This is a genomic window from Corallococcus sp. RDP092CA, assembly GCF_041903675.1.
In the GTDB taxonomy this organism is placed as follows: Bacteria; Myxococcota; Myxococcia; order Myxococcales; family Myxococcaceae; genus Corallococcus.
The window spans coordinates 37,279-61,686 of record NZ_JAYESI010000005.1; the positions used below are offsets into that span (position 1 = coordinate 37,279).

The following is a 24,408-nucleotide window of genomic DNA, read 5'->3' on the forward strand; positions in this document are numbered from 1 at the left end:
CCGTACCCGCCCCGCGGGCAGGTGCACCAACGCCCCGCCTGCCTGCTCTCCTGAACGGCCCTCCCAATTGAATGCCCCGGGCGCCCCTTTTAGAATTCTACAGGAGGCACGGAGACCCGGAGGTCGGGCCAACGGCCTCTGGAGCGTGAGCGGGAATGCCCGACGACGACCTGGGTGAGCGCGAGAAGGAAGTCCTCCGAGCCGTGGTGCAGGAGTACATCACCACCGGCGGCCCGGTCGGCAGCCAGCAGCTGACTCGCAGAGGCGAGTTCGAGGTCTCCTCCGCGACCATGCGCAACGTGCTCGCCGACCTGGAGGCCCTGGGCTTCCTGGAGAAGCCCCACACCTCCGCCGGCCGCGTGCCCACCGACCGGGGCTACCGCTTCTACGTGGACACCCTGGTGAAGCTGCGCGACCCCGCCCCCCGCGACCGCGAGCTCATCCACGCCGGCCTCGTCCACGAGTCCAGCCTGGACGACGTGCTGTCGGAGGCCAGCCGCGTGCTGCACTCGCTCACGCGCCACGCGGGCGTCGTCCTCACGCCCCGCCCCGACGCCGCCGTGTTCCAGCGCATCGAGTTCCTGCGCCTGCGCGAGAACCGCGTGCTCGCCATCCTCGTGGGCCAGAACGGCCAGGTGCACAACAAGGCGTTCAACCTGGACTTCCCGGTGACGTCCGACGAGCTCGTCAAGGCCAGCAACTACCTCTCGGAGCTGCTGCACCAGGTGCCCCTGGAGGAGGCGCGCGAGCGCATCCGCGCGGAGATGGACCAGGAGCAGGCCCTCTACAACGCGCTCACCGCCAAGGCCCTCCGGCTGGGCGCCGCCGCCACCGACCTCCAGGCGCCCGAGCGCGTGCTCATCGAAGGCACCGGCTCCTTCCTGGAGCAGCCGGAGTTCGCGGACGTGGAGCGCATCCGCGCGCTCTTCCGCGCCCTGGATGAGAAGCACAAGCTGCTGCACCTCCTGGACCGCGTGCAGCGCACCCGGGAGATGCACGTCTTCATCGGCGCGGAGAGCGAGTTCTCCGCCGCCGGCGACGTCACCGTCATCGCCAGCCCCTACGGCACGGCGGAGGCGGTGCTCGGCACCGTGGGCGTCATCGGGCCCACGCGCATGGACTACCGGCGCGTGATCCCCCTGGTGAACTTCACCGCCCAGGTGCTCTCCAGCGTGCTGGAGAAGGTGTAGCCGCCCCTACCGCGGCGCGGGCGCGTAGACGCGCAGCGCCGCGGGAACCACCTGGAAGCGCATGGGCGTCATGCCCACGTTCTCCCCGTCCGCGTTCACCTCCATGGGCGGCGCCGTCTCCACCGCGAGCCTGGAGGTGTGCAGGTGCACGACGGACGCGTGCTCCAGGTGCCCGCCGCTGCGCATGCCCAGCGCCACGCGCGCCAGCGTGGCCACGTCCTGGAGGTGGCCCAGCCCCGTGCGCTCCCCGCCGTCCGCCACGGGGGACGCGGTGATGGCGTAGACGTGGAAGCGGCGGTCGTCCAGCGTCGCGTCCGGCGCCACCATGTTGCCCGCGCCGTGGTAGCGGCCGTTGCCCACCACCAGTTGGAGCGCGTCCACCTCCAGGGCCTGGTCATCCGCCTGGAGCCGGACGTGGAAGGGCTGGAGCGTGCGCACCTCCGCGGCGGCGGCCATGGGGTACGCCAGCTTGCCGGCGCGCTGCTTCAGCGCCTGCGTCAGCCGCTTCGCGATGGCGGTGGTGAGCCCCAGGCTGGCGGCGTTGAGGAAGGGCCGCCCGTCGGCGAGCCCCACGTCCACGCGCGCCGTGTAGCCCCCGGCGATGACGTCGCACGCGGCCTCCAGCGTGTCCGGGATGCCCAGGGAGCGCGCGAAGTCGTTGCCGGTGCCCAGCGGCACCACGCCCAGCGTCACGTCGCGCCCCATGAGCGCCTGCGCCGCGCAGCTGAGGGTGCCGTCGCCTCCTCCCACGAGGACGCGGCGGGCCCCCTGGGCGAGCGCCTCCTCCACCACCCTGCGCAGGCGCCGGGGCCGCGTCAGCGCGTGCGCCGCCATGAGCGGGACGCCGTGGGCGGTGAGCACCTCGCGGGCGCGCTCGAAGGCCTCGCGCCCCGAGCGCGAGCGCGTGTTCACCACCAGGACCGCGGGCCCCTCGTCCAGGTGGCGGAGGCGCGGAGGCGCGTTGAGTGCGGGTTCCAGGGGAGGCCTCTGCTTTCCGTGCGGCGGCTCCAAGCTGCGCACGGAGCCCCTCCGGCACCAGCGGGACCCAGGCGGAAAGGGCAGGCGCACTGTCCATTCCCCAGCCCCGCGCGCGAAGAGGTTCCACGGGTGGACAGGGGTAGGGCGCTGGCGGGTTCCCTCCCTGGGGAGGCGTGTTCACCTTCCAGGCGACGCGGACTCCGTGCCTCGGACCCGCGCCGGGACGTTCTCCAGGAGGGCACTGCATGGCACGAGGAAGCAAGGACAAGTACTCGGCGAAACAGAAGCGCATGGCCGAGCACATCGAGAAGGGCTACGAGGACAAGGGCGTCAGCGAGAAGACCGCGGCCGCCCGCGCGTACGCCACCGTGAACAAGCTCACCGGCGGCGGGATGAAGGGCGGCTCCGGCAGCAAGGCGAAGGTAGCCCGCCGGCGCCCCGCGGCCCGCAAGAACGCGCGCAAGGCGGGGCGCGTGGGCGGCAAGCGTCGCGCCGCCACCGCGAAGCGGGCCAGCACCTCCAGCCGCCGGAAGGCCTCGCCCACCCGGGCCCGGCGCACCCCCCACGGCCGCAAGGCCACCGCGCGCACCGGCACCGCCGGCAAGCGCTCCACGGCCCGCGGGAGCACCCCGGCGCGTCGCGGGACCGCTCGCAAGAGCACGACCTCCCGTTCGCGCGCGAAGCGGGGCGGGTCGCGCAGGTAGCCCCTGAAGGGCTCCGCCGGTGGCCACGGAGCTGTGGCCGCCGGGGGCGCCTTCACCCCTCCACGGGCCTCAGCGCGACTCCTCGTCCTTGGCGGTGCCCCGTGTCGCCGCGTCCCACGGCCAGGCCTCCGGGTCCTCATCCAGGCGGTGCAGCAGCTCCGCGGGGTCCTTCGCCAGCGTGCGGCAGCCGGCCGTGCGCAGGTCCTCCGCGCGGAAGCCGCCGCACAGCACGCCCACGGCCGCTAGGTGCAGCTTGCCCGCGGCGAGCGCGTCGAACGGCGCGTCTCCCACCACCACCACCGTGGCGGGGTCCGGGCTGCCCAGCTTCTGGAGCGCCGCCTCGAAGATGTCCGGGTGCGGCTTGCTCTTGTCGACCTCGTCCTTGTTCGTCTTCGTCTCGAACAGCCCGTCGATGCCGCACAGCTCCACGTAGCGCTTGAGCTCGTCGTCCCTGGCGCTGGAGGCCAGGGCCAGCTTGCGCCCGCGCTTGCGCAGCTGCTGGAACAGCTCCTTCACGCGCGGGAAGGCGCGCACCTTGGGCAGGAACTCGCGCTTGAAGAGCGCGGAGCGGTACTCCTCCAGGTCCTTGCCGAAGCGCTCCAGCTCCTCGTCGTTGAAGAAGACGGGGAGCAGCTGGTCCGCGCCCTTGCCAATCTGGCTGCGCACGTGGGCGAACGGAATGTCCCGCCCGAACTCGATGAACGACCGGCGCCAGGCCTCGGCGTGCTCGTCCACGGAATCCACCAGCGTCCCATCCACGTCGAAGATGACGTTTTCGACCATGCGCGGCAAACCTCCGCCGCCCAAGGTGGCGACGGACGGTGGGCGGGTCAACCGCCGGAGGGAGACTTCGGTCCATTCTCCTGCGCTTCACTGTCCACGAGTGTCCGCGTCTGCACGCTGTAGCCGTCCGGCGCGGCGGGGGTGAAGGCGTCGTTGGGCAGCGAGGTCTTCAGGTCCACCTTCGACAGCGCCGTCTCCCCCTGCTTCGCGTCCCCCAGCCAGCGCGTGAGCCTCTTCGGCACGCACAGGCCCAGGGCCGCGTCGCAGTGCTCCTCCTCCATCCGCACCTCCCCCAGGGTGCCGTCCGGCGCGCGCGTCCGCTTGGCCAGGAAGTCCAGCGAGGGCCAGCGCAGCACATAGGTCACCTCCAGGCCGCCGGCCGCCTCGCCCTCCAGCGCCATGGACAGCTCCACGGCCTCCCGGGCCTGGGGCAGGCCGGTGACGCGCTTCGCCTTCGCGCTGCGCAGCAGCAGCGGCGCGCGGAAGCCCTCCGGCACGAAGGGGGTGAAGATCTCGGTGAGGAACGCGGACAGCTTCTGGGCGGAGACCTGGGACGTGAAGGTGGTGAACTGCCGGGTCGCCTCCACCTGCTCGTACAGGTGCTTGCCGTCCCACCACACCTGCCGGGCCTGGGGCGCGGACACGGTGCCGCGCATCTTCTGGGGCGCGCGGTACGCGAAGGTGAAGCCCGCGGACACGGCGTCCCCTTCCGCCTGGGTGCCCTCCAACTGGTAGGCCTGGAGCTTCGCGTCGCGCGCGGCCAGCCTCTCGCGCACCTGGGCCATCAGCTCCGCGTCGTCCGCGCCTCCGGACGAGGACGAGCGGCAGGCGAGGACGCACACGAGGGGCACGAGGAGGAGGGCGCGCATGGCGGAAGGTCCGGGGGCTGGAAATGGAAAAAGGCCCCGCTGTTCCCAGGGGGCCTTCGGACTGCCTCGGTGAGGAGGCAGCTTCGGACTACTTCACCGCCACGCCGGTCGCGGAGGAGCTGGTGATGCCGATGATGGTGCCGAACAGGGCGAAGATGCCGTGACGGGGCGTGGTGCTCGCCGACTTCAGGTCCACCTTGGAGGCGCCCATGGCCTTCGCCTCGGTGATGAGGAGCTTGTTGACCACCGTGTCCAGGTCGCTCTGGACGATGTCGATGATGTGGAAGATGGCGGTCAGGCCCAGCGAGCTGCCCTGGATGACGGCCACGGCCTCGCCATTGGCGGCGATCTCGGAGCCGGACACCACGGCGGACTCGACGCTGGTGCAGCCCACGAGGGAGGCGGCGGCGACGGCGGACAGGATGAACTTCTTCATGGTTATCTCCCCAACAGACAATGGCTTGGAAGGTGGCGGACAGCCCGGACAGGCGCTCCGCCGTTCGGTAAGACCCCCAGCGGCGCGGTTCGTAGCAGAAGACATTTCCAAGTCAAGGACCCGGGCCGGGTTATTCCGAGTTGTGTTGGACAATTCGTCCGCCGGGAGACTCAGGACCGGTCGCCCCCCTTGCGGCTGTGAGGCATCTTCGCGCATGCACCCGGTTTCCGTTCCGCGCCCCACCCCGCCCCGCGTCTGGCTGCACCTGCTGCTGTTCGCGGCGACGCTGGGGACGACGTTCCTCGCGTACCTGCTGCTCTTCGGCCGCTCGTTCCCGTTCAGCGAGGGGGGGCTCCTGGCCGAGGACCGGACGCAGGCGCTGTTCTTCAGCGCGTCGCTGCTCGCCATCCTGGGCTCGCACGAGATGGGGCACTACGTGCTCGCGCGGTGGCACCGGGTGGACACGTCGCTGCCGTACTTCATCCCGCTGCCGGTGCCGGGGAGCCTGGGCACGCTGGGCGCGGTCATCCGGCTGCGCGGGCGCATCCCCACGCGCAACGCGCTGGTGGACATCGGCGCCGCGGGGCCGCTGGCGGGCCTGGTGGTGGCGCTGCCCCTGCTCTACTGGGGGCTGCTGCACTCCACGGTGGTGGACTCGCCGTCGGTGCCGTCCTCGTTCCCCGGGGAGTCCTCGCTGTGGGTGCTGGGGCAGAACCTGCTGCGCTGGGGGATGGAGAAGGTGACGCAGGCGGCGCCCGCGATGGAGCCCGTCTACACGAGCCACCAGACGCTCTTCGGCGACAACCTCTTCATGAAGGCGCTGACGTGGCTGGCGCTGGGGCCGGTGCCGGAGGGCAAGGACGTGGTGGTGCACCCGGTGGTGATGGCCGCGTGGTTCGGCCTGCTGGTGACGCTGCTCAACCTGCTGCCGGTGGGGCAGCTGGACGGCGGACACCTGACGTTCGCGGTGCTGGGGCCCAGGGCCCGCTGGGTGGGCCAGGGCGTGGCGGGGGTGCTGCTCTTCCTCACCGTCTTCGTCACCGCGTCGTGGGGCCTGTGGCTGGTGGTGGCGAGCAAGGTCGTGGGCTTCGGCCACCCGGAGGTGCTGCGGCCGGAGGAGCCCTTGAGCCGCTCGCGCAAGGTCATCTGCGCCCTGTGCCTGCTGGCGCTGGTAGGGTGCGCGATGCCCGTCCCCCTGCGCGAGGTGTGGTCATGAAGTACCAGTGCGAGAGCTGCGACCGGCTGGTCAAGGTGGAGGCCTACGTCCTCGAGGACGGCGCGCTGGCCGTGGCGTGCCCGGCGTGTGGGGCGTGGACGCGGGCGGCCCCCTCGACCTCCAGGCCGGCCTCGCCGCCGGGGCCCGCCTCCGCGCGCGCCGAGGAGCGGGTCGCGCTCGGAGGCGACGCCGCCGCGGCCGTGGTGCCCGCGGTGGAACTCGCCGGGGTCCCCTCGTGGTCCGGCGTCGCCGCGCTGCGCGTGGTGCGCGCGGAGGCGCCGTCCGCGCTGGAGGGAGACCCGTTCCAGGCGCCGCCGGGCCACTGCCCCAAGTGCGTGGCGCCCATGCGCGAGGACGCCGTGTCCTGCTCGGCGTGCGGGCTGGTCTTCGCCAACTTCATCCCGGACGAGCACCAGCCCTCCGAGGTCCTGGCCGGGGAGTGGCGGGCGCTGCTGGAGGCGTGGCACGACTGGGACGCCCACGACCGCCTGCTGGCCCAGGCGCTGCTGCGGGGAGAGCTGGCGATGGCGGGCCGGCTGTACCGCCTGCGGCTCGCCCGGGCGCCGCACGACGCCCAGGCGCAGCGCGGGCGGGACGAGGTGGTGCGCCGGGTGACGACCGCGGTGCCGCTCGCCTCCGACGGACCGTCGCCGGCGACGGCGCGCAAGGTGAAGAACGTGGTGATGGGCTCCGTGCTGGTGGTGGCCCTGGTGCTCCTGCTCGTGCTCGCGCAGGTGCTGCGCGGCGCCTTCTAGGAGGAAGGCCGGCGGTGGGCTGGCTGGCCCGCCTCCCGGGCGGGCGGGGGACAGGGCCCTCCGCCCGCGTCAGGGAACGCGCGGGGGACGCCGCGCGCTGTTATCCTGCGGGGCCGCCTTTCCGTCCTCCTGCCCCCGAACCGAAGCATGTCCGCGCCCGCGCCCCGCCCTCTCTCTGTCGACAGCCTGCTGGGGCCCGGTGGCGCGCTGGAGGAGGCGCTGCCCGCGTACGAGCACCGCCCGGAGCAGCTCCAGATGGCGCGCGCCGTGGAGCGCTCCTTCTCCGAGGGCAGCTACCTGCTGGCGGAGGCCGGCACCGGCACGGGCAAGACGCTGGCCTACCTGGTGCCCGCGCTGCTGTCGGGGCGCAAGGTGGTGGTGTCCACGGCCACGAAGACGCTTCAGGACCAGGTGTTCTTCAAGGACCTGCCGCTGCTCAGCGAGAAGCTGGGGCTGCGCTTCGAGGCGGCGTACCTCAAGGGGCGCGGCAACTACCTGTGCCTGCACCGCTACGAGTCCTTCGAGAAGGACCCCCAGTTCGTCTCCCGGGAGGAGGCGAGGCAGTGGCCGCTGCTCAAGAAGTGGGTGACGCAGACGGAGACGGGGGACCGGGCGGAGCTGGACCTGCCGGAGTCCTTCGCGGCGTGGTCCCGGCTGTCCACCACGTCGGAGACGTGCCTGGGCTCGCGCTGCTCGCAGTACGAGACGTGCTTCGTCACGCGGATGCGCAAGCGCGCGGAGGCCGCGGACCTGCTGGTGGTGAACCACCACCTGTTCTTCGCGGACCTGGCGCTGCGCAGCTCCGGCAAGCGCACGGAGGGCGTGCTGCCCTTCTACGACGCGGTCATCTTCGACGAGGCGCACGCGCTGGAGGACGCTGCCAGCGGCCACTTCGGGTGCGGCGTGTCCAACTACCGGCTGGAGGAGCTGTCGCGCGACGCGGTGGCGGCCCTGCCGGCGAAGGACGAGCGGCACGCGACGCTCTCCGCGCTGGCCCAGCGGGTGCGCTCGCACGCGGACGCGCTGTTCCTCCAGGCGCCGCGCGCGCTGGGGCTGTCCAGCCAGGAGTCCACCGTGGCGCTGCGCCCGGAGACCATGGGCAAGCTGTCCGGCGCGCTGGAGCAGGTGCGCGAGGGCCTGGCCGCGCTGGCCTCCTTCGCGGGCAGCGAGCGTGAGCCGGAGCTGGCCGCCATCCACCGCCGCTCGGAGGAGATGGCGGAGCAGCTCACCTTCCTGGAGAAGTCCGAGTCCGCGGACCACGTCTACTGGGCGGAGGCGCGCGGCAAGGGGCTGTTCCTGCGCGCGAGCCCCATCGACGTGGCGAAGGAGCTGCGCGACCGGCTCTACGGCGCGCTGGACACGGTGGTGTTCACCTCCGCGACGCTCGCGGCGGACGGCCGCTTCGACTTCTTCGCCAGGCGCATGGGCCTGTACGACGACGAGGGCCAGCCGGTGACGCGCGTGCGCACGCTGGCGGTGCCCAGCCCGTTCGACTTCCCGCGCCAGTCCGCGCTGTACCTGCCCACGCACCTGCCGGACCCCAGCGCCCCGGGCTTCATCGAGGCGGCGGCGGAGGAGATCCTCCAGCTGTGCGAGGTGACGGGCGGGCGCGCGTTCGTGCTCTTCACGTCCCTGCGCAACATGGTGCGCGCGTACGAGCTGACGGCGACGCGGCTGCCCTATCAGGCCCTGCTCCAGGGGGAGCGGCCCAAGCAGCAGCTGCTGGACGCCTTCCGCCAGACGCCCAGCGTGCTCTTCGCCGCGCACAGCTTCTGGGAGGGCGTGGACGTGCCCGGGGACGCGCTGAGCCTGGTCATCATCGACCGGCTCCCGTTCGCGTCGCCGGGGGACCCGCTGGTGGCCGCGCGCATCCGCCAGCTTCAGGCGCGCGGGGAGGAGCCGTTCGACCAGTACCAGCTGCCGCAGGCGGCGCTGGCGCTGCGGCAGGGCTTCGGGCGGCTCATCCGCACGCAGGCGGACCGGGGTATCGTGGCGATGCTGGACCGCCGCATCGTGACCAAGGGCTACGGCCGCGTGTTCCTCTCCAGCCTGCCGCCCGCGAAGCGGATGGACGACACGACGGAGCTGAGCCGCTGGTTCAACGGCCCGGTGCGCCCGGTGCCGCCCGTGCGCTCGATTCGCTGAGCACGTCGCGCAGGCGCAGGCCCACGCGCGCCTGGAAGGGCGGGGCCAGCGTGTCCACGCCCGCGCGGCCCGCGAGGTACCGCCGGTCGAAGAGGTTCTCCACCGCGCCGAAGGCGTCCACCTTCCAGAGGAGGTGGCGGCTCACGAACAGGTCCACCACCGCCGCGCCGCCCATGCCGCGCGTGTTGAGGTCGTCCTCGTACTGCGGGCCGAGCACGCGCAGCTGCGCGGTGATGGAGGCGATGGACGGGTCGTCGAAGGTGACCGCGAGCGCGCCGCGATGCCTGGGGTCCTGCGGAAGCTGGAGACCCACGAGGTCGGGCTGGCCGGGGGCGCGCGTGACGACGGGGTCCACGAAGGTGTACGCGGCGAGCGCGGTCCACCGCCGCGACACGCGCCAGTCCGCGCCCAGCTCCACGCCGCGCACGCGGGCGCGGCCCAGGTTCTGGCGCTGGCGGGTGGCGCCGTCCGGCAGGGGCGCGGCGAGGGTGACGTGGGTGACGGGCGCGTCCAGCACGTTCCAGAAGCCGGTGACGCGGCCGGTGAGCCCGCGCGGGCCGGTGGCCTCCACGCCGGCCTCGGTGCCCCAGAGGCGCTCGGCGCCCAGGCCCGGGTTCGCGGCGGTGAGGACGGTGCCCACCTGGAAGGGGCGGTAGAGCTCGTTGAGGGTGGGGGCGCGGAAGGCGCGGTAGGCGGAGGCGCGCAGGGTGAGCCAGTCCAGCGGGCGCACGCGCGCGGCCAGGCGCGGGCTGAGCTGCCGGGCGGTGCGCGGCGCGAAGTCGCTGGCGGTGGTGGTGCCGTTCGCGAAGCTCTCCAGCTGGTGGCCGTCGAGGTCGCGCCACGCGTCCCAGCGCAGCGTGCCGGCGAGCTCCAGCGCGGGGGACACGGTGTAGAGGTCCTGCACGAAGACGCCGCCGGACACCTGCGTGCCCCGCGTGTTGCGCGCGTAGAGCGTGGTGGGGGTGTACGTGGCGGGGAGGAGCAGCTCGTCGGCCTTGCCGTGCGCGCGGCGCGCGTCCACGCCCGCGGCGAGCACGTGGGCTCCGCCCAGCGTCATCTCCGGACCGGTCCAGACGAGCGAGCCGCCCTGGTCGTTCGCGGGCACGCCCTGGTAGGCGGAGAGGAACTCGGAGTTGCGGGCCGAGCTGACGCGGGCGCGGTCCTGGGAGAAGTCCTGGCTGCGTCCGTAGAGGCCCAGCTCGAAGGCGCCGGCCCCGTCCGTGCGGAGGCGGGCGCTCGCGGCGAACCACGCGAGGTCCACGCTGGCGATGGTGTACCGGGTGCCCCCGTTCTGCGTCTCGCGGAACACGCCCGCGCGGGCGGAGAGGGCGAGGTGGTCCGTGGCCTCCGCCTCGACGCGGGCCTGGGCGCTGACGTGGTTGGAGGGCGTGTCGCCGTCGATGCGGCCGCGCTGGCCTTCAGGGACGATGGCGTAGCCATCGCTGGTGAGGCCCTCGACCTCCAGCGACGCGCCCACGCGGCCCCAGCGGTCCGCGAGGCGCGCGGCGGCGAAGCCGGTGCCCAGGTTGCCCACGGACACGTCGGCGTCGAGCACCGGGCCGGTGATGGGCCGCGAGAAGAGCTGCACCACGCCGCCCAGCGCGGCGCTGCCATAGAGCGCGGAGCCGCCGGTGGGGACGACCTCGACGCGGTCCAGGCCCAGGCGGGGCAGGGCGCGCCAGAAGACCCAGCCGCCGTAGGGGTCGTTGAAGGGAAGCCCGTCCAGGAGCACCAGCCCGCGAGCCACGCCCGAGGGCGCGAGCCCGCGCAGGTTGAGCCCCTGCGCGGTGGGGTCCGCGACCAGGGACGGCGTGCGGCGGAAGGTGGCCGCGGACGGCAGCGTGCGGAGCAGCGCGTCCTGCGTGAGCGTGGGGCTGCGCTCCATCTCCGCGCGGGGAATCACCACCGTGGTGGCGGGCACGTCGCGCAGGGGCCGCGGCAGGCGCGTCGCGGTGATGACCGTGCCCGTGCCGGTGTCGGGAGGCGCGTCGGCGTCCGACGCAGTCGCTGTGGGCAGGGGCGCTGGGGCCGGCGCCGGTCCAACGGTCGGGGCCGCCGGGGCCTCCGGAGGTGCCGCGGCGGATGCTGCTTCCACCCGCGCCAGTAGCCCTTCCCCAGGTGCCTGCGCGGCGGCCACTCCGGGCAGCAGCAACGCCAGGACGCAGCGGGAGGTGAGCGAGGGGTGGGAGGAGGCTCGCGGTGCAGGCATCCCGCCCGCTCTACTGGAAGTCGGGCTCCCGGGCGATGGCGGACGCATGAAACACGAACGGCGGTGAGGTGCCGCATGGGCCACTCCACCGCCGCCGTTCACGGCTGGAACGCCGCGGGGGACTACGCCGTGGCGATGCCACCGCCGCCAGCAGCGGCCGGGCCCTGGTACTGCGCATCACCGAAGCCCAGCATCGGGATGAAGATGAAGCCCAGGAGCGCGATGCCGATGCCAAAGCCCGTGCCCTTGCCGAAGGACCTGGCCAGGTCGATGCTCACGATGATGCCCGCGATGAGCCCCGCGGGCGGACACAGCAGGAACAGCGCAAGCCACCAGATGGGCCGGCCCACGATGGTGAGCAGGATGTAGAGGTTGTAGATGGGGACGATGGCCGCCCAGCCGGGCTGCCCCGCCTTGACGAACATCTTCCACATCCCCGCGATCGCGACGGCGATGACCGCGAGATAGATGATCGACATCACGATGGCGAACGGCCCGGCGGACTGCGCCTGCTGCTGCTCCATCGCCTGCCGCATCAACTCTGCCTGCTCTTCATTCATGACGGACTTCCCCCTCGGAAGTGTGGGACCCTCCCCGCCGGGGCGGGTCCAAGTTCACCTCCGAACAAAGGCGAAGTCGGGGGGAGAATGCAAATGCCTTCCCCCGCCCGGGGCGTCGCTCACGCCTTCAGCGTCTCCGGCACCGCCCAGTCCGGCTTCAGCCGCTGGATGACCTTCACGAAATTCTCCTTGTCCTGGGCTTTCTCCAGGGCGGCGTCGGGGAGGATGACGTCGTCCTTCACCAGGCGCTCCAGGTGCATGTCCAGGGTCTGCATGCCCTGGCCCTGGCCGGCCTGCATCTTGGAGGCGATCTGGAACACCTTGCCCTCGCGGATCATCGCGGCGATGGCGGGGCTGCCCACGAGGATTTCGAGCGCGGCGACGCGGCCCTTGCCGTCCGCGGTCTTGATGAGCTGCTGGGCGACGATGCCGGCCAGCGACTCCGCCAGCATGCCGCGCACCTGGCCCTGCTCGTCCGCGGGGAAGGAGTTGATGATGCGGTCGATGGTGGCGGGGGCGCTGTTGGTGTGCACCGTGGCGAAGACGAGCACGCCGAAGCTGGCCAGCTGGAGCGCCAGCTTCATGGTCTCGTTGGTGCGCAGCTCACCGATGAGGATGACGTTGGGGTCCTCGCGGCCGGCGGAGCGGATGGCGGTGGCGAAGCTGGACGCGTGCGGGCCCACCTCGCGGTGGGTGACCTGGGCCTTGAGCGACTCGTGCACGAACTCCACCGGGTCCTCGACGGTGAGCACGTGCGCGGCGCGCGTCTTGTTGATGTGGTTGATCATCCCCGCGAGCGTGGTGGACTTGCCGCTGCCCGTGGGGCCCGTCACCAGCACCAGCCCGCTGCGGCGGTCCGCCATCTTGCGCACCACCTCCGGCGTCTTCAGGTCCTCCAGCGACAGCACCTTGCTGGGGATGGTGCGGAACACGGCGCCGATGCCGGTCATCTTGTAGAAGTAGTTCGCGCGGAAGCGGGCCTTGGTGCCGTAGCCGTAGGCGAAGTCCAGGTCCAGCTCCTCGACGATCTGGCGCTTCTGCTCGGGCGAGCAGATCTCGAAGAGCAGCGACTCCAGCTCGTCGGAGGTGAGGGCCTCGTCGCGCAGGGCCACCAGCTCGCCGCGGATGCGGCCCATGGGCGGGTAGCCCACGCTCAGGTGCAGGTCGCTGCCCTTCCTGTCGAGCAGGAGGTCGAACCAGGCCGCGATGCGGGGAGTGTCCGTCATGTCAGGCGCCCTTCTTGCCGAGCAGTGAGCCCACCTTGGACAGCATCCGCGCGCCCTCCTGGGCGCTGGCGGGCGGGGGCACGGTGGGGGCCGAGCCGGGCCGCTTGCCCGTCACCATGGCCTCGATCTCGTCCGGGTTCTCCGCGAAGCCCTTCACGGTCTCCAGCGTCGCCCTGCCGGAGCGCGCCAGGTCCGCGAGCGAGTCCTCGAAGCGGATGATGCCCAGCGACTTGCCGCGCTGCTGGAGGGAGGGGATCTGATACGTCTTGTTGTCGCGGATGAGGTTGCCCAGGGCCACGGAGCCGGTGAGCACCTCGGCGGCGGCGACCATGGACTTGCCGTCCGCGCTGGGCATCAGCCGCTGGCTGACGATGAGGCGCAGGCCGCTGGAGAGCGACAGGCGCACCTGCTGCTGATCCCCCGGCGGGAAGAGGTCGATGAGCCGGTCGATGGTCTTCGCCGCGCTGGGCGTGTTCATGGTGCTGATGAGCAGGTGGCCCGTCTCGCTGGCGGCGAGCGCCATGCGCACGGTCTCCGTGTCGCGCAGCTCACCCACGACGATGACGTCCGGGTCCTCGCGGAGGCTGCCCTTGAGGGCGCTGGCGAAGGTGCGGGTGTTGGTGCCCACCTCGCGCTGGCTGATGAGGGCGCGCTTGCGCGGGTGCACGTACTCCACCGGGTCCTCCACGGTGAGCACGTGGTGCGTCGTCTCCCGGTTGATGATGTCCACCAGCGCCGCGAGCGTGCTCGTCTTGCCGTGGCCGGACGGGCCGGTGAGCACGATGAGGCCCTGGTGGTGGTGCGTGGCCTTGGCGATGTCCGGGGGCAGGCCCAGCGACTCCAGGGTGGGGATCTCGCGGGCGATGACGCGGAAGGTGCCCTTGAGGCCGGTGCGCTGGCGGCCCACGTTGACGCGGAAGCGGCCGGTGTCCTCGGAGTCCAGCGCGAAGTCCACGCTGCCGTCCTTCTCCAGCACGTGCCGCAGCCGCTCCGGGATGATGGGGAGCAGCAGGCGCTCCACGGTCTCCGGCGACAGCGGCGTGTCCTGCGGGAGCAGCTCCCCGGCGAGGCGCAGCAGCGGAGGGCGCCCGGCCACCAGGTGCAGGTCGCTGGCGTTCATGCTGCGCGCCTGCTCCAGCAGCACGGCCAGGTCGCGGCCCGGCGCGGAGGCCGCGCGCGAGATGGGGATGATCCGCGCGGGGGGATTCGCGCCGGTGGGCGCATGGGCCGCCGCGCCCGCGTGAGCTGTCGCGCCCGTGTGGGTCGCCGCGCCCGCGTGGGTCGGAGCCCCCGCGTATCCGGTGGCGCCCGCATGAGGCGCCGCTGCGCCGTAGGCGGATGCCGCGCCCGCCTGGGGCGAAGCGCCTGCGGGGCCGGAAGCTCCGCGTGGGGGAGCGCCCCCCGCGCCGAAGCCGCCGGGCTGCGCGGTGGCGCCCGAGCCCACGCCACCCGGCTGCGCGGCCCGCGCCGCCACGTCCGGCGTGGTCACCGCGGGCACTCCCGCGTAGGGTGTCCGCGAGGGGGCCTGGGCGGCCACCGCGGGCACTCCCGCGTAGGGTGTCCGCGAGGGGGCCTGGGCGGCCACCGCGGGCACTTCCGCGTAGGGCGTCCGCGAGGGCGCCGCTGGTGCCGCCGGAGCCTGCGCCGCGCCCTCCGCGCCTCGCGTGAGGCGCACGTTCATCAGCTCGCCCCGGCGCACCGCCGCGATGTTGAGGGAGCCCAGGCCGGTGGCGTTCACCTGCCACTGCACCGGCGTCTCCGACACCGTGGACGCCCGCGCCGCGCCCACCATCGCATGGAGGGCCTTCACGAGCTCATCGGTGGAGAGGGCCCCGGGGTCGACGGGCTCGTACCCGTTGGCGCCGCGCACCATCGGCGGACGGCCACTGGCCAGGGCCAGCTCGGTGATTCCAGGACGCGACAGATGACGCAGCAGTTCCGCGAGCGGTTTCATTCGGGAGAGGCCCCACCGCTGCCGTGCGTCAGGCCCGGCGGGGTGGGAACTCCCGCGAGGATAGTCGACCGCCACGCCCCAGGTCACCCGGGGGGACATGCCCGCAAACGCACGACGGGAGTGGCCGTGTGAGGGCCGCTCCCGTCGGGTCCAACCCGCTTCGCTGGGGTGACGCGGACTACAGCTCGCGCGACATCAGGAGCCGCAGCTTGCCGGACTTCTTGGAGACCACCGTGGCCACCGTGGTGAAGCCCGCCTTGCGGTAGAAGCCCACCGCCGGGGCGTTCGCCGGATCCACGCGCAGCGCGATGGTCTTGCGGTACATGTCGCGCGCCGCCTCGAGCGCCTTGTCGAGCAGCATCGCGCCCACGCCGTGGCGCCGCAGCTCCGGCTTCACCACGATGTTGCGCAGGTACGCCGCGCCCGGCACCGGGCCGTCGCGCTCCACCGTCACGTAGCCCACCACCTGGTTCTGGCTGCGCGCCACGTGGAGGAAGGGCCGCAGCTGGGTGAGGGCCTTGAGGCTCTCCTCCTGCGTCTCACCCCGGCTCTTCCACGGCTCGGAGTTGGCGCGCAGGGCCGACACCGTCGTGAGGTCCTCGTCGGTGGGAGGACCGAACTTGACCCCATTCACCAGCTCGTTGGGGGGCGTCGCTCCTTCCAGCACCGGCGTGGGGGCCGCCACCTCGACGCCAGGGTCCACCTGCTTCATCGTCATCGCCTTGCTCCTCCGTCGCGTCCGCGATCCTAACCGGTCCCCCCGTACCCATGCACGCGATCATTCCGCGCGCAGTGTCCTGTTTTCCGTGTGGGGAGACGTCCTCCTCCCAAAGCGGGGAGCAGGAATCTCTCGAAACGCCACCTGGGAGAGCGTCATTCCGGGAAGACGCGTCACGCCCCGCCGCCTGGACCGCGAGCGGCCTTCCGCGCGGGGCGTGGGGCCATTATAAAACGGCTGTCCGGGTCCCCCTCGGTCCGAGTCCCGCCCCTTGCAACTCAACCACGCCCAGCGCGAGCTGACGCTCAAGATCGTCTATTACGGCCCCGGGCTGAGCGGGAAGACGACCAACCTGCGCAAGCTGCACGCGCGAGCGCGGCCGGACGTGCGAGGGCGCCTCCTGTCGGTGGACACCCACGACGACCGGACGCTCTTCTTCGACCTGCTCCCCGTCTTCTTCTCCACCTCCACGGGCTTCAAGGTGAAGGTGAAGCTCTTCACCGTGCCCGGGCAGGTCATCCACAACGCCACCCGGCGCGTGGTGCTCCAGGGGGCGGACGCGGTGGTGTTCATCGCGGACAGCCGGCGGGGCGCGGCCCAGGAGAACAACGCCTACTGGCGCAACCTGCAGGAGAACCTGCGGGAGATGGAGCTGGATCCCCAGCAGGTGCCGGTGGTCATCCAGTTCAACAAGCGGGACCTGCCGGACAGCCTGACGGACGCGGAGCTGGCGGAGGTGCAGCGCCGGGGCAGCCAGCCGGTGGTGGGCTCCGTGGCCGTGCGGGGCGAGGGCGTGGTGGAGACCTTCCACGCCGTGGTGCAGACGGCCTGGCGCGCGCTGGAGGCGCGGGCCCAGCTGTCGCGCAACGTGGGCCTGACCGAGGAGGAGTTCCTGGGGCAGATCTTCCGGCACATCGACCTGAGCGGCACGGCGCTGGAGGGGCGGTACGCGCCCGGCGCCATGCCCGGCGGCCGGGAGAGCGGGAGGGCGCCATGAACGGCGCGGCCGGCGGCGGGCCCCGGAACAGCGCGAGCGCGCCCCGGCGCGAGTCCGCGCTCCAGCGGCGGCTGTCCCTGGGCGACCTCCTGGACCTGCCGTCCTTCACGGAGGTGGTGAAGGGCTTCAGCGACCTGTACCGCGTGGGCATCAAGGTGCTGGACACGCGCGGCAACAAGCTGGCGGACGTGAAGGTGGGCCACGGCGACTTCTGCGCCTACGTCTTCTCCTTCCCGGACGGCCGCCACGCGTGCACCGCCATGGTGGGCCGGGTGAAGGACGGCCCCGTGCTGCCGGAGGCCGGCGGGCGCGTGGCGGACGGCGACGTGTCGGAAGCGGCGGGCCTCATCGCGCTCACCTGCTTCACCGGCCTGCGCTACGTGGTGATGCCGGTGCGCTACGACGGCGACCTGCTGGGCCGGGTCATCCTGGGGCCCTTCACGCCGGAGGAGCTGACGGACTTCCCGGAGACGCTCACCGGCATCCAGGGGCTGGACCTGGAGCGCGCCCAGGAGCTGCTGGGCCGCGTGCGCCGCGTGCCGGAGCGCACCGCCGCGCAGGTGCTGGGCCACTTCGGCCAGGTGCTGGGCGCGCTCGTCGCCAGCGGCCAGAAGGCGTACCTGGCCACGCACCTGCACCTGGAGTCCACGCTGGAGGTGCACCGCGAGCTGGAGGCGCAGAACGCGCGCCTGCTCCAGGCGAACGCGCGCCTCAAGGAGCTGGACCGGCTGAAGTCCACCTTCCTGGGCACGGTGAGCCACGAGCTGCGCACGCCGCTCGCGTCCATCCTGGGCTACTCGGAGATGATGGCGGAGGGGCTGGCCGGGCCGCTCAACCCGGACCAGCTCCAGTACGTGCGCACCATCGTGGAGAAGGGCGAGACGCTCCTCTCGATGATCTCCTCGCTCCTGGACCTGAGCCAGATTGAAGCGGGCCGCCTGCGCCTGTCCATGGCGCCGGTGGACCCCGGCTACGTCATCCAGACGGCCGTCTCCAGCGTGCTGCCGCAGGCGCAGCGCAAGGGCCTGGAGCTGGAGGTGCGGCTGCCGCACACGCCGCAGCCGAGGCTCGCGGGCGACCTGGACAAGCTGCGCCAGGTGGTGGTGAACCTGCTGGCCAACGCGGTGAAGTTCACGCCCGCGGGCGGCCGGGTGAAGGTGACGCTGTCGGACGCGGCGATGCAGCAGGAGCTGGGCGTGCCCGGCTACCGCATCAGCGTGGAGGACACCGGCGTGGGCATCCGCGCCGAGGAGTTCGAGCGCATCTTCCAGAGCTTCTACCAGGTGGACGGCAGCTCCACGCGCGAGTTCGGCGGCGCGGGGCTGGGCCTGGCCATCGTGAAGAGCCTGGTGGAGGGCCACGGCGGCCGGGTGCGCGTGGAGAGCGAGTTCGGCCACGGCTCGCGCTTCATCGTGCAGCTGCCGCTGCACCCGCCCATGCACGACCGCGGGCTGACCGCCGCGCCGCCCGTGCCGGAGCCGGACCGCTTCTAGCCGCGGTACGTGCAGCGCCCGTCCGCCGGCGAGCGGGGCTGGACGGACGCGACCTACTCCTGCGTCTGAGTCACCGCGGCTCGTCCGCGAGGGGCTGTCCGGAGGCGTGGGGCTTGAGCAGGCCCGCGCCTCCGGGGTCCGCCGGCAGGAACGTGGGCAGCCGCGTCTGCACGAACGCGCCCACGAGCCCCAGCACCATCACGACGCCCAGCGCCCGGCCCAGCCGCAGCGTGAGCGAGCGCTGCTCCGACACGCGCGCCACGAGGATGAAGTTGATGGCGGCGCTGGCGAGCGACGCGATGATGGCGCCCACGCCCGCCGTCGTGGGGGAGATGATGCCGTTGGCGCACAGCGACGCGGCGGACGCCACCGCGGACGCGCTGGACACCAGGCCGCCCACGGCGCTCACCGCGTAGAAGCCCCAGCGGCCCAGGAGCGTCTGGCCCACGGTGCCCACCACCTGGAGCACCAGGAAGATGAGGCCGAACTTCAGCGCGGACGGCAGGGAGAAGGGCGACTTCAGGGGCAGGGTGGGGGGCTCCGCGCCGGGCGTGGCCTCCACGCGCGAGCGCACCAGCGCCAGGCCCGTGCTGGACAGGAGGATGAGCACCAGCGGGATGGCGGAGTCCACCAGCGCACGGAGGGAGAGCAGCCCCAGCAGCACGGCGTTGCGCAGCGCCATGGCGGCGGTGGCCAGCATCACGCCCCGGTAGGCCACGTCGAGCAGGCGCCCGGACGTCTCGCGCACGCGGTTGGCCAGCTCCGCCACGGTGACGGTGCTGTTGACCAGCCCGCCCAGGAACCCCGTCACCTCCACGCCGTGCGCGCCGAACACCTTCCACAGCAGGTAGTTCACGAAGCCGATGGCCGCGATGAGGATGACCGTCACCCACGCGGCGCGCGGCTCGATGAGGCCCCACGGGTCCACCGGCTGCGCGGGCAGCACCGGGTAGATGGCGAAGGCGAGGATGGCCAGCAGGATGGCGCTGCGCAGCTCCTCGGCGGTGATCTTGTGGCTGAAGGTGGCCAGCCGCTCCTTCCACGCGAGCAGGCCCGCCGTCGTCACGCCCACCGCCGCGGGCGTCACCGTGTGGCCCAGGCCGCACAGCACGCCGGTGAAGCCCGTGACGAGCAGCGCGGCGGACGTGGTCAGCTCCGCGCCGCCGTTGGCGCGCAGCGACTGCCAGTTGAGGAAGCACAGGAGCACGCCCAGCAGCGCGAGGCTGAGCAGCGCGAAGCTCGGGCCCAGCAGGCCGCCCATGCCGCCCAGCAGCGCCGCGAAGCCGAAGGTGCGCAGGCCGGCCTCCTTGCCGCGCCACTCGCGCTCCAGCCCGACGAACAGGCCCACCGCGAGCGCGAGCGTCAGCCGCATCAGCGTCTGGAGGGGCGGCCAGGAGACGACGGGGGGCAAGCCTTCCATCATGCGAAGAACCTCTCTTTGTCTCTCATGCTCGCCTGTCGGGCCGACGTCAACGCCGCACCCCGTCACGCGCGAACCCTTGGACCTCCACGCTTCGCGCCGCTGCCGGCCCGCCGCGGCCCGCGGTCAGGTGAGGGCGCGGGGGCCTTCCGGCGCGGCGCCACCGCTCACGACCTGGAGCCGCTCCCAGCCCTGGCGCGCGAGCAGCTGATGCAGCCGGGGCCGCAGCGCCGCCAGGAGCGCCTTCGCGCCGGCCTCGTCCTTCAATGACAGCGCGGGCAGCGACCAGCGCTCCCGCACGCGCGCGTCCATGCCGGGCGCGTGACCCGCGACGTCGATGAGGACGTAGTGGGCCGCGGGAATGCTCCGGTCGCGCCGCGGCGCGGCGCGCAGGCCCGCCTCCCGCATCAGCGCCTCCACGGCCGGCGGCGGCCCGTCATCCAGGCCCGAGCCCGGCGGCGGCGACACCACCGCGCGCGCCCGGTCCGGGTGCGCCAGCGCGTTGAAGAGGGCCGCGGCCAGGTGCGCGGGGCCGGCTTCCGCGCACTCGAAGACGACGGTCTCCACGGCCGTGGCGGCGGGCCGCGGCGTGCCGCCCAGCAGCCACCGGAAGAGGAACACCGCCAGCGCCGCGCCCAGGAGCTGCGCCGCGACGAAGGACTCCACCTCCCAGGGGCTCATCACGCCCGCGTGGGCGCTGGCCGCGCGCGCCAGCACCAGCGCGGGGTTCGCCAGCGAGCGCGAGTCCGTGAACCACACCGTCGCGGCCACGTACCCCGCCATGGCCAGCGGGGTCGCCGACGGGCGCGTGCGCACGCAGCCGCGCACCACCACCAGCAGCCCGAACGTGGCCACCATCTCCGTGAGGAAGCGGGCCCCGTCCGCCGCGGGCATCCTCGCGGTGAGCAGCAGCGGCTCGTTGCACATGCGGTGCGCGACGAGCCGCCCCACCAGGCTGCCGGACAGCTGCGCCAGCGCGTACAGCGGCACCTCGCGCCAGGGCGTGTGGTCCCCCAGCGCGTCCGCGAAGGTGAGCGCCGGGTTCAGGTGCGCGCCCGACAGCGGCCGCAGCACCCACAGGAGGCACGCCAGCACCGCGCCGCACGACAGGGACATGAAGAGGCGTCCCTCCGTGGCGCTCGCGCCCAGGTGCTCCGCGACGTGGTGCGACCCCTCCAGCGCCACCACCAAGAGCGCGCACCCCAGCGCTTCCGTCACCAACCGGCGGCGCAGGTCCATGGGTGTGGAGGAGGAGGGCACTCCCTGTCCTATGCCTGGGCCCCCTGACACCGTCAACGCCATGGGCCCGGGCCCCGCCTGGCCGTTCGCGGGTCGTCATTGCGTCCCCGGGCGCGGGCGTGGTCTTCAGTGCCGTCCATGCCCGGCGAGTTCGACCTCATCCAACGCTTCCTCGCCTGCTTCCCGCGCGCGCGGGTGCCGGTGGGCCCCGGGGACGACTGCGCCGTGCTCGCCCCCTCGAAGGGCGCGCTGTGCGTCACCACCGACGCCGTGGTGGAGGACGTGCACTTCACCCGCGCGACGTTCTCCGCCGCGGACATCGGCCACAAGGCGCTCGCGGTGAACCTGTCGGACCTGGCCGCCATGGGCGCCACGCCGCGCTGGTTCGTCTGCGCGCTCGCGCTGCCCCGGGACTTCCCCGCCCGCGAGGTGTCCGCGCTGGGCCGGGGCATGGCCGCGCTCGCGAAGGCCCACCGCATCCAGCTCGTGGGCGGCAACTTCACCTCCGCGCGCGAGGTGTCCGTCACCCTCACCGTCACCGGGGAGCTGTCCCATCCGCCCCTCACCCGCTCGGGGGGCCGGCCCGGGGACGGGCTCTACGTCTCCGGCACGCTGGGCGACGCGCGCCTGGGGCTCCAGCACCTCCAGGCCGGCGTCCGGCGGGGCGCGGCCGTGACGCGCCAGCGCCGCCCGGCGCCCCGCGTCGCCCTGGGCAGGCTGGCCGCGCGCTTCGCCTCCGCCGGGATGGACGTGTCGGACGGGCTGGCCCAGGACCTGGGTCACCTGTGCGCCGCGTCCCGGGTGGGCGCGGAGCTGGCGCTGGACCGGCTGCCCCTGTCGCCCGCCGTGCGCGCGGCGCTGGGGCCGGAGGGGGCCCTGCGGGGAGGGGAGGACTACGAGCTGCTGCTCGCCATCCCCCCCTCGCGCACGCGGGCGTTCGAGCGGGCCTGCGCCCGCGCCGGGCAGGCGGTGACGCGCGTGGGGGCGCTGACCCGGGAGCGGAGGTTGCGGTTTCGGGACTCAGGGGGGCGCCTGCTGGACCCGCCCGGGGGATACGATCACTTCGCCCGGTCAGGCAGGCGGAGCCGGCCGGATGATTGACCCGTACCGGACAGCAAGGCTAAACCCCTGGGCTGTTTTCCGCCCCTCCCGCTGAAGGCACTCCGTGCGCCGCCCCCTTCGCGACGACCCCTCCTCCGGCCTCACCCCCCGACGCGAGCCGGTGCAGCGACTGCTGCGCGCCGTCGAGGGCCCCAAGGTGGTCCGCGAGCAGTCCCTGCACCGGAAGATCACCACCGGGTACATCCTCCTGGGCCTGCTGCTGGGCACGTGGCTCCTGTGCACGGAGAGCGTCTTCGACGCGTCCTGGGGCCGCTGGGGCTTCATCGTCCGGGTGGGCGTGGGCGTGCTCATCACCTTCGGCTGCGCCACGTTCCTGCCGTCCCTGCTGGCGCGCGTCACCCGCGTGAAGGTGCTCAGCCGCTCCGCCTTCGAGATCTCCCAGGGCGACCTGTCCAAGCCCGTGGCCGCGGAGGTGCACAGCACCCGCGACGAAATCGACGAGCTGACGGGCGCCATCTCCCGCATGCAGGAGAACCTGCGGGAGCTGGTGGGCAAGATCCAGGACACCGCCAAGAGCGTGGCGGACACGGCCATCGACCTGCAGCGCAGCGCGGAGAACGTCAACGGGTCCACGGAGGAGGTGGGCTCGTCGATGGAGAAGATCGCCAGCGGCGCGGAGACCCAGTCGCAGCTGGTGTCGCGGGCCTCCAAGGTCATCACGGAGATGGCCGGCAGCATCGAGCGCACGGCGGCCAGCGCCCTGGACGCGGCCCGCACGTCCGCGGAGACCAGCAGCAGCGCGGAGGACGGCTCCAAGGCGGCGCGGCTCGCGGGCGACAAGGTGAAGAAGGTCTTCAACCGCATCGAGTCCGCCAGCCAGCAGGTGTTCGCCTTCGGCGAGAAGACGCAGGAGATCTCCAAGATCGTCGACGCCATCACCCAGGTGGCGCAGCAGACGAACCTCCTGGCCCTCAACGCCACCATCGAGGCGGCGCGCGCGGGCGAGTACGGCCGCGGCTTCGCGGTGGTGGCGGACGAGGTGCGCAAGCTGGCGGAGAGCGCGGGCCGCTCCGCGGAGCAGATCTCCCGCCTGGCGCGCGACATCTCCGGCCAGTCCACCTCCGTCGTGAGCGCCATGAAGGAAGGCATCGCGGAGCTGGCGGAGGGCCGTGAGGACCTCACCGACATCATGCGCTCCATGGGGGCCATCACCGACACCGCGCGCAAGGGCGCGGAGAAGGTGACGCTCATCTCCGACAGCACCCGCGACCAGCTCAAGGGCAGCGAGGAGATGGTGAAGGCCATCGAGGAGATCAAGCTCGTGGCGAAGAACAACGCCAGCTCCACGGAGGCCATCCAGGCCGTCATCCAGGAGCAGACGGCGGCGGTGTCACGGATGACGTCGCTGGCGAGCGAGCTGACCAACCTCTCCGTGGAGCTGCAGAGCGTGGTGCGCAGCTTCCGCCTGGGGCCCTGAGCGCCCCGTCCCCCCCGCCTGTCGCCGCCTTCCGGCGCAAGGGGCTTCACCGTGCGGCACGTCATCTTCCGGGTCGAGAAGGAACGCTACGGGTTGCCCTTGTCGGCCGTCCGGGAGGTCGTCGTGCCCCCGGAGCGCTACACGCGGGTGCCCCGCGCCCCGGCGGCCATCACCGGGGTGATGAACCTGCGCGGCCGGGTGGTGACCGTGGTGGAGCTGCGGCAGCTCCTGCACCTGCCAGAAGGTCCCACGCCCCAGTGCCGGGTCGTGCTACTGGACCGGGGTCGCAGGGACTTGGGGCTGCTGGTCACGGACGTGGACGGCATCGAGGCGGTGGAGCGCGTGAGCGCGGCGCCGGGCAAGGCCATGCCCGCGGTGCGCGGCATTGCCCGCCTGGGCGGCCTGGGAGTGACCGTGCTGGATCCGGAAGGACTTGATGCGGCGGTCGTTGCCTTGTTCACTCCCTCCAAGTGAGTAGCCCCCTGGAAACGGCCGGTGATAGGGTGCGCTCCCTCTAGGCCTGAAACGGAGGCGGAGTTCTTCACATGGCTAAGCGGGTGCTGGTCGTCGACGACGCCATCTTCATGCGCAACATGATCAAGGACATCTTTGCGTCTGGAGGGTTCGAGGTCGTCGGTGAGGCGGCCAACGGCCTGGAGGCCGTGGAGAAGTTCAAGGAGTTGAAGCCGGACCTCACGACGATGGACATCGTCATGCCGTTCAAGAGCGGCATCGAGGCGACGCGGGAAATCATCAAGGCCGACAGCAGCGCGGTCGTCATCATGTGTTCGGCGCTCGGGCAGGAGAGCCTGGTGATGGAGGCCATCGAGGCGGGCGCCTCGGACTTCATCGTCAAGCCGTTCCGGGCGGAGGACGTGCTGGCGGTCGTCAAGAAGGTGTTGGGCGAGGCCTGAATCGGCGCGCGAGGGGCCGCGCCCACCCGGGTCGCGGTCGGGTCCGCGCATGAAGGAGGTGCC

At 72.7% G+C, this 24,408-nt stretch carries 22 protein-coding genes; 11 read left to right on the plus strand and 11 right to left on the minus strand.

Features of this window, described 5'->3' with window-relative positions; genetic code table 11:
* The first annotated feature begins 155 nt into the window (after positions 1–155).
* A complete protein-coding gene (gene hrcA / locus U8525_RS07640; RefSeq protein ID WP_374263139.1) occupies positions 156–1,190 on the plus strand; it encodes a heat-inducible transcriptional repressor HrcA in 1,035 nt (344 codons plus the stop codon).
* 6 nt (positions 1,191–1,196) lie between these two features.
* Here hrcA and U8525_RS07645 read toward each other — a convergent pair whose 3' ends face one another.
* Positions 1,197–2,210, minus strand: a complete 1,014-nt coding sequence (locus U8525_RS07645; RefSeq protein ID WP_374263141.1) for a lipid kinase — start codon at positions 2,208–2,210, stop codon at positions 1,197–1,199.
* A gap of 203 nt (positions 2,211–2,413) precedes the next feature.
* Between U8525_RS07645 and U8525_RS07650 the strand changes: the two genes are divergently transcribed.
* Complete coding sequence (locus U8525_RS07650; RefSeq protein WP_374263144.1) at positions 2,414–2,872, plus strand: transcriptional regulator; 459 nt, start codon at positions 2,414–2,416, stop codon at positions 2,870–2,872.
* 69 nt (positions 2,873–2,941) lie between these two features.
* On the opposite strand, the gene U8525_RS07655 is transcribed toward U8525_RS07650, so the two are convergent.
* From U8525_RS07655 to U8525_RS07665, 3 genes are all read right to left on the minus strand, one after another.
* Positions 2,942–3,655: an HAD family hydrolase gene (locus tag U8525_RS07655; RefSeq protein WP_374263147.1), complete on the minus strand. Its 714-nt coding sequence runs from the start codon at positions 3,653–3,655 to the stop codon at positions 2,942–2,944.
* A gap of 47 nt (positions 3,656–3,702) precedes the next feature.
* A complete protein-coding gene (locus tag U8525_RS07660) occupies positions 3,703–4,524 on the minus strand; it encodes a hypothetical protein (protein ID WP_374263150.1) in 822 nt (273 codons plus the stop codon).
* Positions 4,525–4,612: 88 nt separating this feature from the next.
* Positions 4,613–4,960 (minus strand): hypothetical protein, encoded by a 348-nt coding sequence (locus tag U8525_RS07665; protein WP_120551649.1) that lies wholly within the window; start codon positions 4,958–4,960, stop codon positions 4,613–4,615.
* Positions 4,961–5,174: 214 nt separating this feature from the next.
* Between U8525_RS07665 and U8525_RS07670 the strand changes: the two genes are divergently transcribed.
* The 3 genes from U8525_RS07670 (at position 5,175) to U8525_RS07680 (ending at position 9,076) form a co-directional block, all read left to right on the plus strand.
* The gene (locus U8525_RS07670; protein WP_374263153.1) at positions 5,175–6,176 is read left to right on the plus strand and encodes a site-2 protease family protein; all 1,002 of its coding nucleotides are present in this window, start codon (positions 5,175–5,177) and stop codon (positions 6,174–6,176) included.
* A complete protein-coding gene (locus U8525_RS07675; protein WP_374263156.1) occupies positions 6,173–6,931 on the plus strand; it encodes a hypothetical protein in 759 nt (252 codons plus the stop codon). The genes U8525_RS07670 and U8525_RS07675 overlap by 4 nt, the downstream gene beginning before the upstream one ends.
* A 147-nt stretch (positions 6,932–7,078) precedes the next feature.
* Complete coding sequence (locus U8525_RS07680) at positions 7,079–9,076, plus strand: ATP-dependent DNA helicase (protein WP_374263159.1); 1,998 nt, start codon at positions 7,079–7,081, stop codon at positions 9,074–9,076.
* Here U8525_RS07680 and U8525_RS07685 read toward each other — a convergent pair.
* From U8525_RS07685 to U8525_RS07705, 5 genes are all read right to left on the minus strand, one after another.
* Complete coding sequence (locus tag U8525_RS07685; protein WP_374263162.1) at positions 9,030–11,171, minus strand: TonB-dependent receptor; 2,142 nt, start codon at positions 11,169–11,171, stop codon at positions 9,030–9,032. The two genes, U8525_RS07680 and U8525_RS07685, sit on opposite strands and share 47 nt — an antisense overlap.
* A gap of 236 nt (positions 11,172–11,407) precedes the next feature.
* Complete coding sequence (locus tag U8525_RS07690) at positions 11,408–11,845, minus strand: DUF5684 domain-containing protein (protein WP_374263165.1); 438 nt, start codon at positions 11,843–11,845, stop codon at positions 11,408–11,410.
* Positions 11,846–11,964: 119 nt separating this feature from the next.
* The gene (locus U8525_RS07695) at positions 11,965–13,071 is read right to left on the minus strand and encodes a type IV pilus twitching motility protein PilT (RefSeq protein WP_374263167.1); all 1,107 of its coding nucleotides are present in this window, start codon (positions 13,069–13,071) and stop codon (positions 11,965–11,967) included.
* A 1-nt stretch (position 13,072) separates the two neighbouring features.
* A complete protein-coding gene (locus U8525_RS07700) occupies positions 13,073–14,944 on the minus strand; it encodes a PilT/PilU family type 4a pilus ATPase (RefSeq protein WP_374263699.1) in 1,872 nt (623 codons plus the stop codon).
* A 259-nt stretch (positions 14,945–15,203) separates the two neighbouring features.
* Positions 15,204–15,743, minus strand: a complete 540-nt coding sequence (locus tag U8525_RS07705; RefSeq protein WP_374263170.1) for a GNAT family N-acetyltransferase — start codon at positions 15,741–15,743, stop codon at positions 15,204–15,206.
* Between the two features lie 271 nt (positions 15,744–16,014).
* On the opposite strand from U8525_RS07705, the gene U8525_RS07710 reads away from it, so the two are divergent.
* Together U8525_RS07710 and U8525_RS07715 are read left to right on the plus strand one after the other, a co-directional pair.
* Entirely contained in the window at positions 16,015–16,740 is a 726-nt protein-coding gene (locus tag U8525_RS07710; RefSeq protein WP_374263173.1) for an ATP/GTP-binding protein, read from the plus strand.
* Positions 16,737–18,233, plus strand: a complete 1,497-nt coding sequence (locus tag U8525_RS07715; protein WP_374263176.1) for an ATP-binding protein — start codon at positions 16,737–16,739, stop codon at positions 18,231–18,233. The genes U8525_RS07710 and U8525_RS07715 overlap by 4 nt, the downstream gene beginning before the upstream one ends.
* 70 nt (positions 18,234–18,303) lie before the next feature.
* On the opposite strand, the gene U8525_RS07720 is transcribed toward U8525_RS07715, so the two are convergent.
* Positions 18,304–19,656 carry an MgtC/SapB family protein gene (locus U8525_RS07720; protein WP_374263179.1) on the minus strand — a complete coding sequence of 451 codons (1,353 nt, stop codon included), beginning with the start codon at positions 19,654–19,656 and terminating at the stop codon, positions 18,304–18,306.
* A 123-nt stretch (positions 19,657–19,779) separates the two neighbouring features.
* The gene (locus tag U8525_RS07725) at positions 19,780–20,913 is read right to left on the minus strand and encodes an aquaporin (protein ID WP_374263181.1); all 1,134 of its coding nucleotides are present in this window, start codon (positions 20,911–20,913) and stop codon (positions 19,780–19,782) included.
* A 117-nt stretch (positions 20,914–21,030) separates the two neighbouring features.
* Here U8525_RS07725 and thiL point away from each other — a divergent pair, with 117 nt between their 5' ends.
* The 4 genes from thiL (at position 21,031) to U8525_RS07745 (ending at position 24,345) form a co-directional block, all read left to right on the plus strand.
* Positions 21,031–21,993: a thiamine-phosphate kinase gene (thiL, locus tag U8525_RS07730; protein WP_374263184.1), complete on the plus strand. Its 963-nt coding sequence runs from the start codon at positions 21,031–21,033 to the stop codon at positions 21,991–21,993.
* A 64-nt stretch (positions 21,994–22,057) separates the two neighbouring features.
* Complete coding sequence (locus tag U8525_RS07735; protein WP_374263187.1) at positions 22,058–23,431, plus strand: methyl-accepting chemotaxis protein; 1,374 nt, start codon at positions 22,058–22,060, stop codon at positions 23,429–23,431.
* A gap of 51 nt (positions 23,432–23,482) precedes the next feature.
* Positions 23,483–23,905, plus strand: coding sequence for a chemotaxis protein CheW (locus tag U8525_RS07740; RefSeq protein ID WP_374263190.1), 423 nt, complete (start codon positions 23,483–23,485; stop codon positions 23,903–23,905).
* Positions 23,906–23,976: 71 nt separating this feature from the next.
* Positions 23,977–24,345, plus strand: coding sequence for a response regulator (locus U8525_RS07745; protein ID WP_014400067.1), 369 nt, complete (start codon positions 23,977–23,979; stop codon positions 24,343–24,345).
* Positions 24,346–24,408: the final 63 nt, after the last annotated feature.

Bases quoted from the DNA above. Each gene is read 5' to 3' on its own strand.
- thiL (WP_374263184.1), top strand. From the start codon at position 21,031: ATGCCCGGCGAGTTCGACCTCATCCAACGCTTCCTCGCCTGCTTCCCG.
- U8525_RS07700 (WP_374263699.1), bottom strand. From the start codon at position 14,944: ATGGTGCGCGGCGCCAACGGGTACGAGCCCGTCGACCCCGGGGCCCTC.
- U8525_RS07655 (WP_374263147.1), bottom strand. From the start codon at position 3,655: ATGGTCGAAAACGTCATCTTCGACGTGGATGGGACGCTGGTGGATTCC.
- U8525_RS07745 (WP_014400067.1), top strand. From the start codon at position 23,977: ATGGCTAAGCGGGTGCTGGTCGTCGACGACGCCATCTTCATGCGCAAC.
- hrcA (WP_374263139.1), top strand. From the start codon at position 156: ATGCCCGACGACGACCTGGGTGAGCGCGAGAAGGAAGTCCTCCGAGCC.
- U8525_RS07705 (WP_374263170.1), bottom strand. From the start codon at position 15,743: ATGACGATGAAGCAGGTGGACCCTGGCGTCGAGGTGGCGGCCCCCACG.
- U8525_RS07695 (WP_374263167.1), bottom strand. From the start codon at position 13,071: ATGACGGACACTCCCCGCATCGCGGCCTGGTTCGACCTCCTGCTCGAC.
- U8525_RS07690 (WP_374263165.1), bottom strand. From the start codon at position 11,845: ATGAATGAAGAGCAGGCAGAGTTGATGCGGCAGGCGATGGAGCAGCAG.
- U8525_RS07670 (WP_374263153.1), top strand. From the start codon at position 5,175: ATGCACCCGGTTTCCGTTCCGCGCCCCACCCCGCCCCGCGTCTGGCTG.
- U8525_RS07680 (WP_374263159.1), top strand. From the start codon at position 7,079: ATGTCCGCGCCCGCGCCCCGCCCTCTCTCTGTCGACAGCCTGCTGGGG.
- U8525_RS07675 (WP_374263156.1), top strand. From the start codon at position 6,173: ATGAAGTACCAGTGCGAGAGCTGCGACCGGCTGGTCAAGGTGGAGGCC.
- U8525_RS07660 (WP_374263150.1), bottom strand. From the start codon at position 4,524: ATGCGCGCCCTCCTCCTCGTGCCCCTCGTGTGCGTCCTCGCCTGCCGC.
- U8525_RS07715 (WP_374263176.1), top strand. From the start codon at position 16,737: ATGAACGGCGCGGCCGGCGGCGGGCCCCGGAACAGCGCGAGCGCGCCC.
- U8525_RS07720 (WP_374263179.1), bottom strand. From the start codon at position 19,656: ATGATGGAAGGCTTGCCCCCCGTCGTCTCCTGGCCGCCCCTCCAGACG.
- U8525_RS07650 (WP_374263144.1), top strand. From the start codon at position 2,414: ATGGCACGAGGAAGCAAGGACAAGTACTCGGCGAAACAGAAGCGCATG.
- U8525_RS07665 (WP_120551649.1), bottom strand. From the start codon at position 4,960: ATGAAGAAGTTCATCCTGTCCGCCGTCGCCGCCGCCTCCCTCGTGGGC.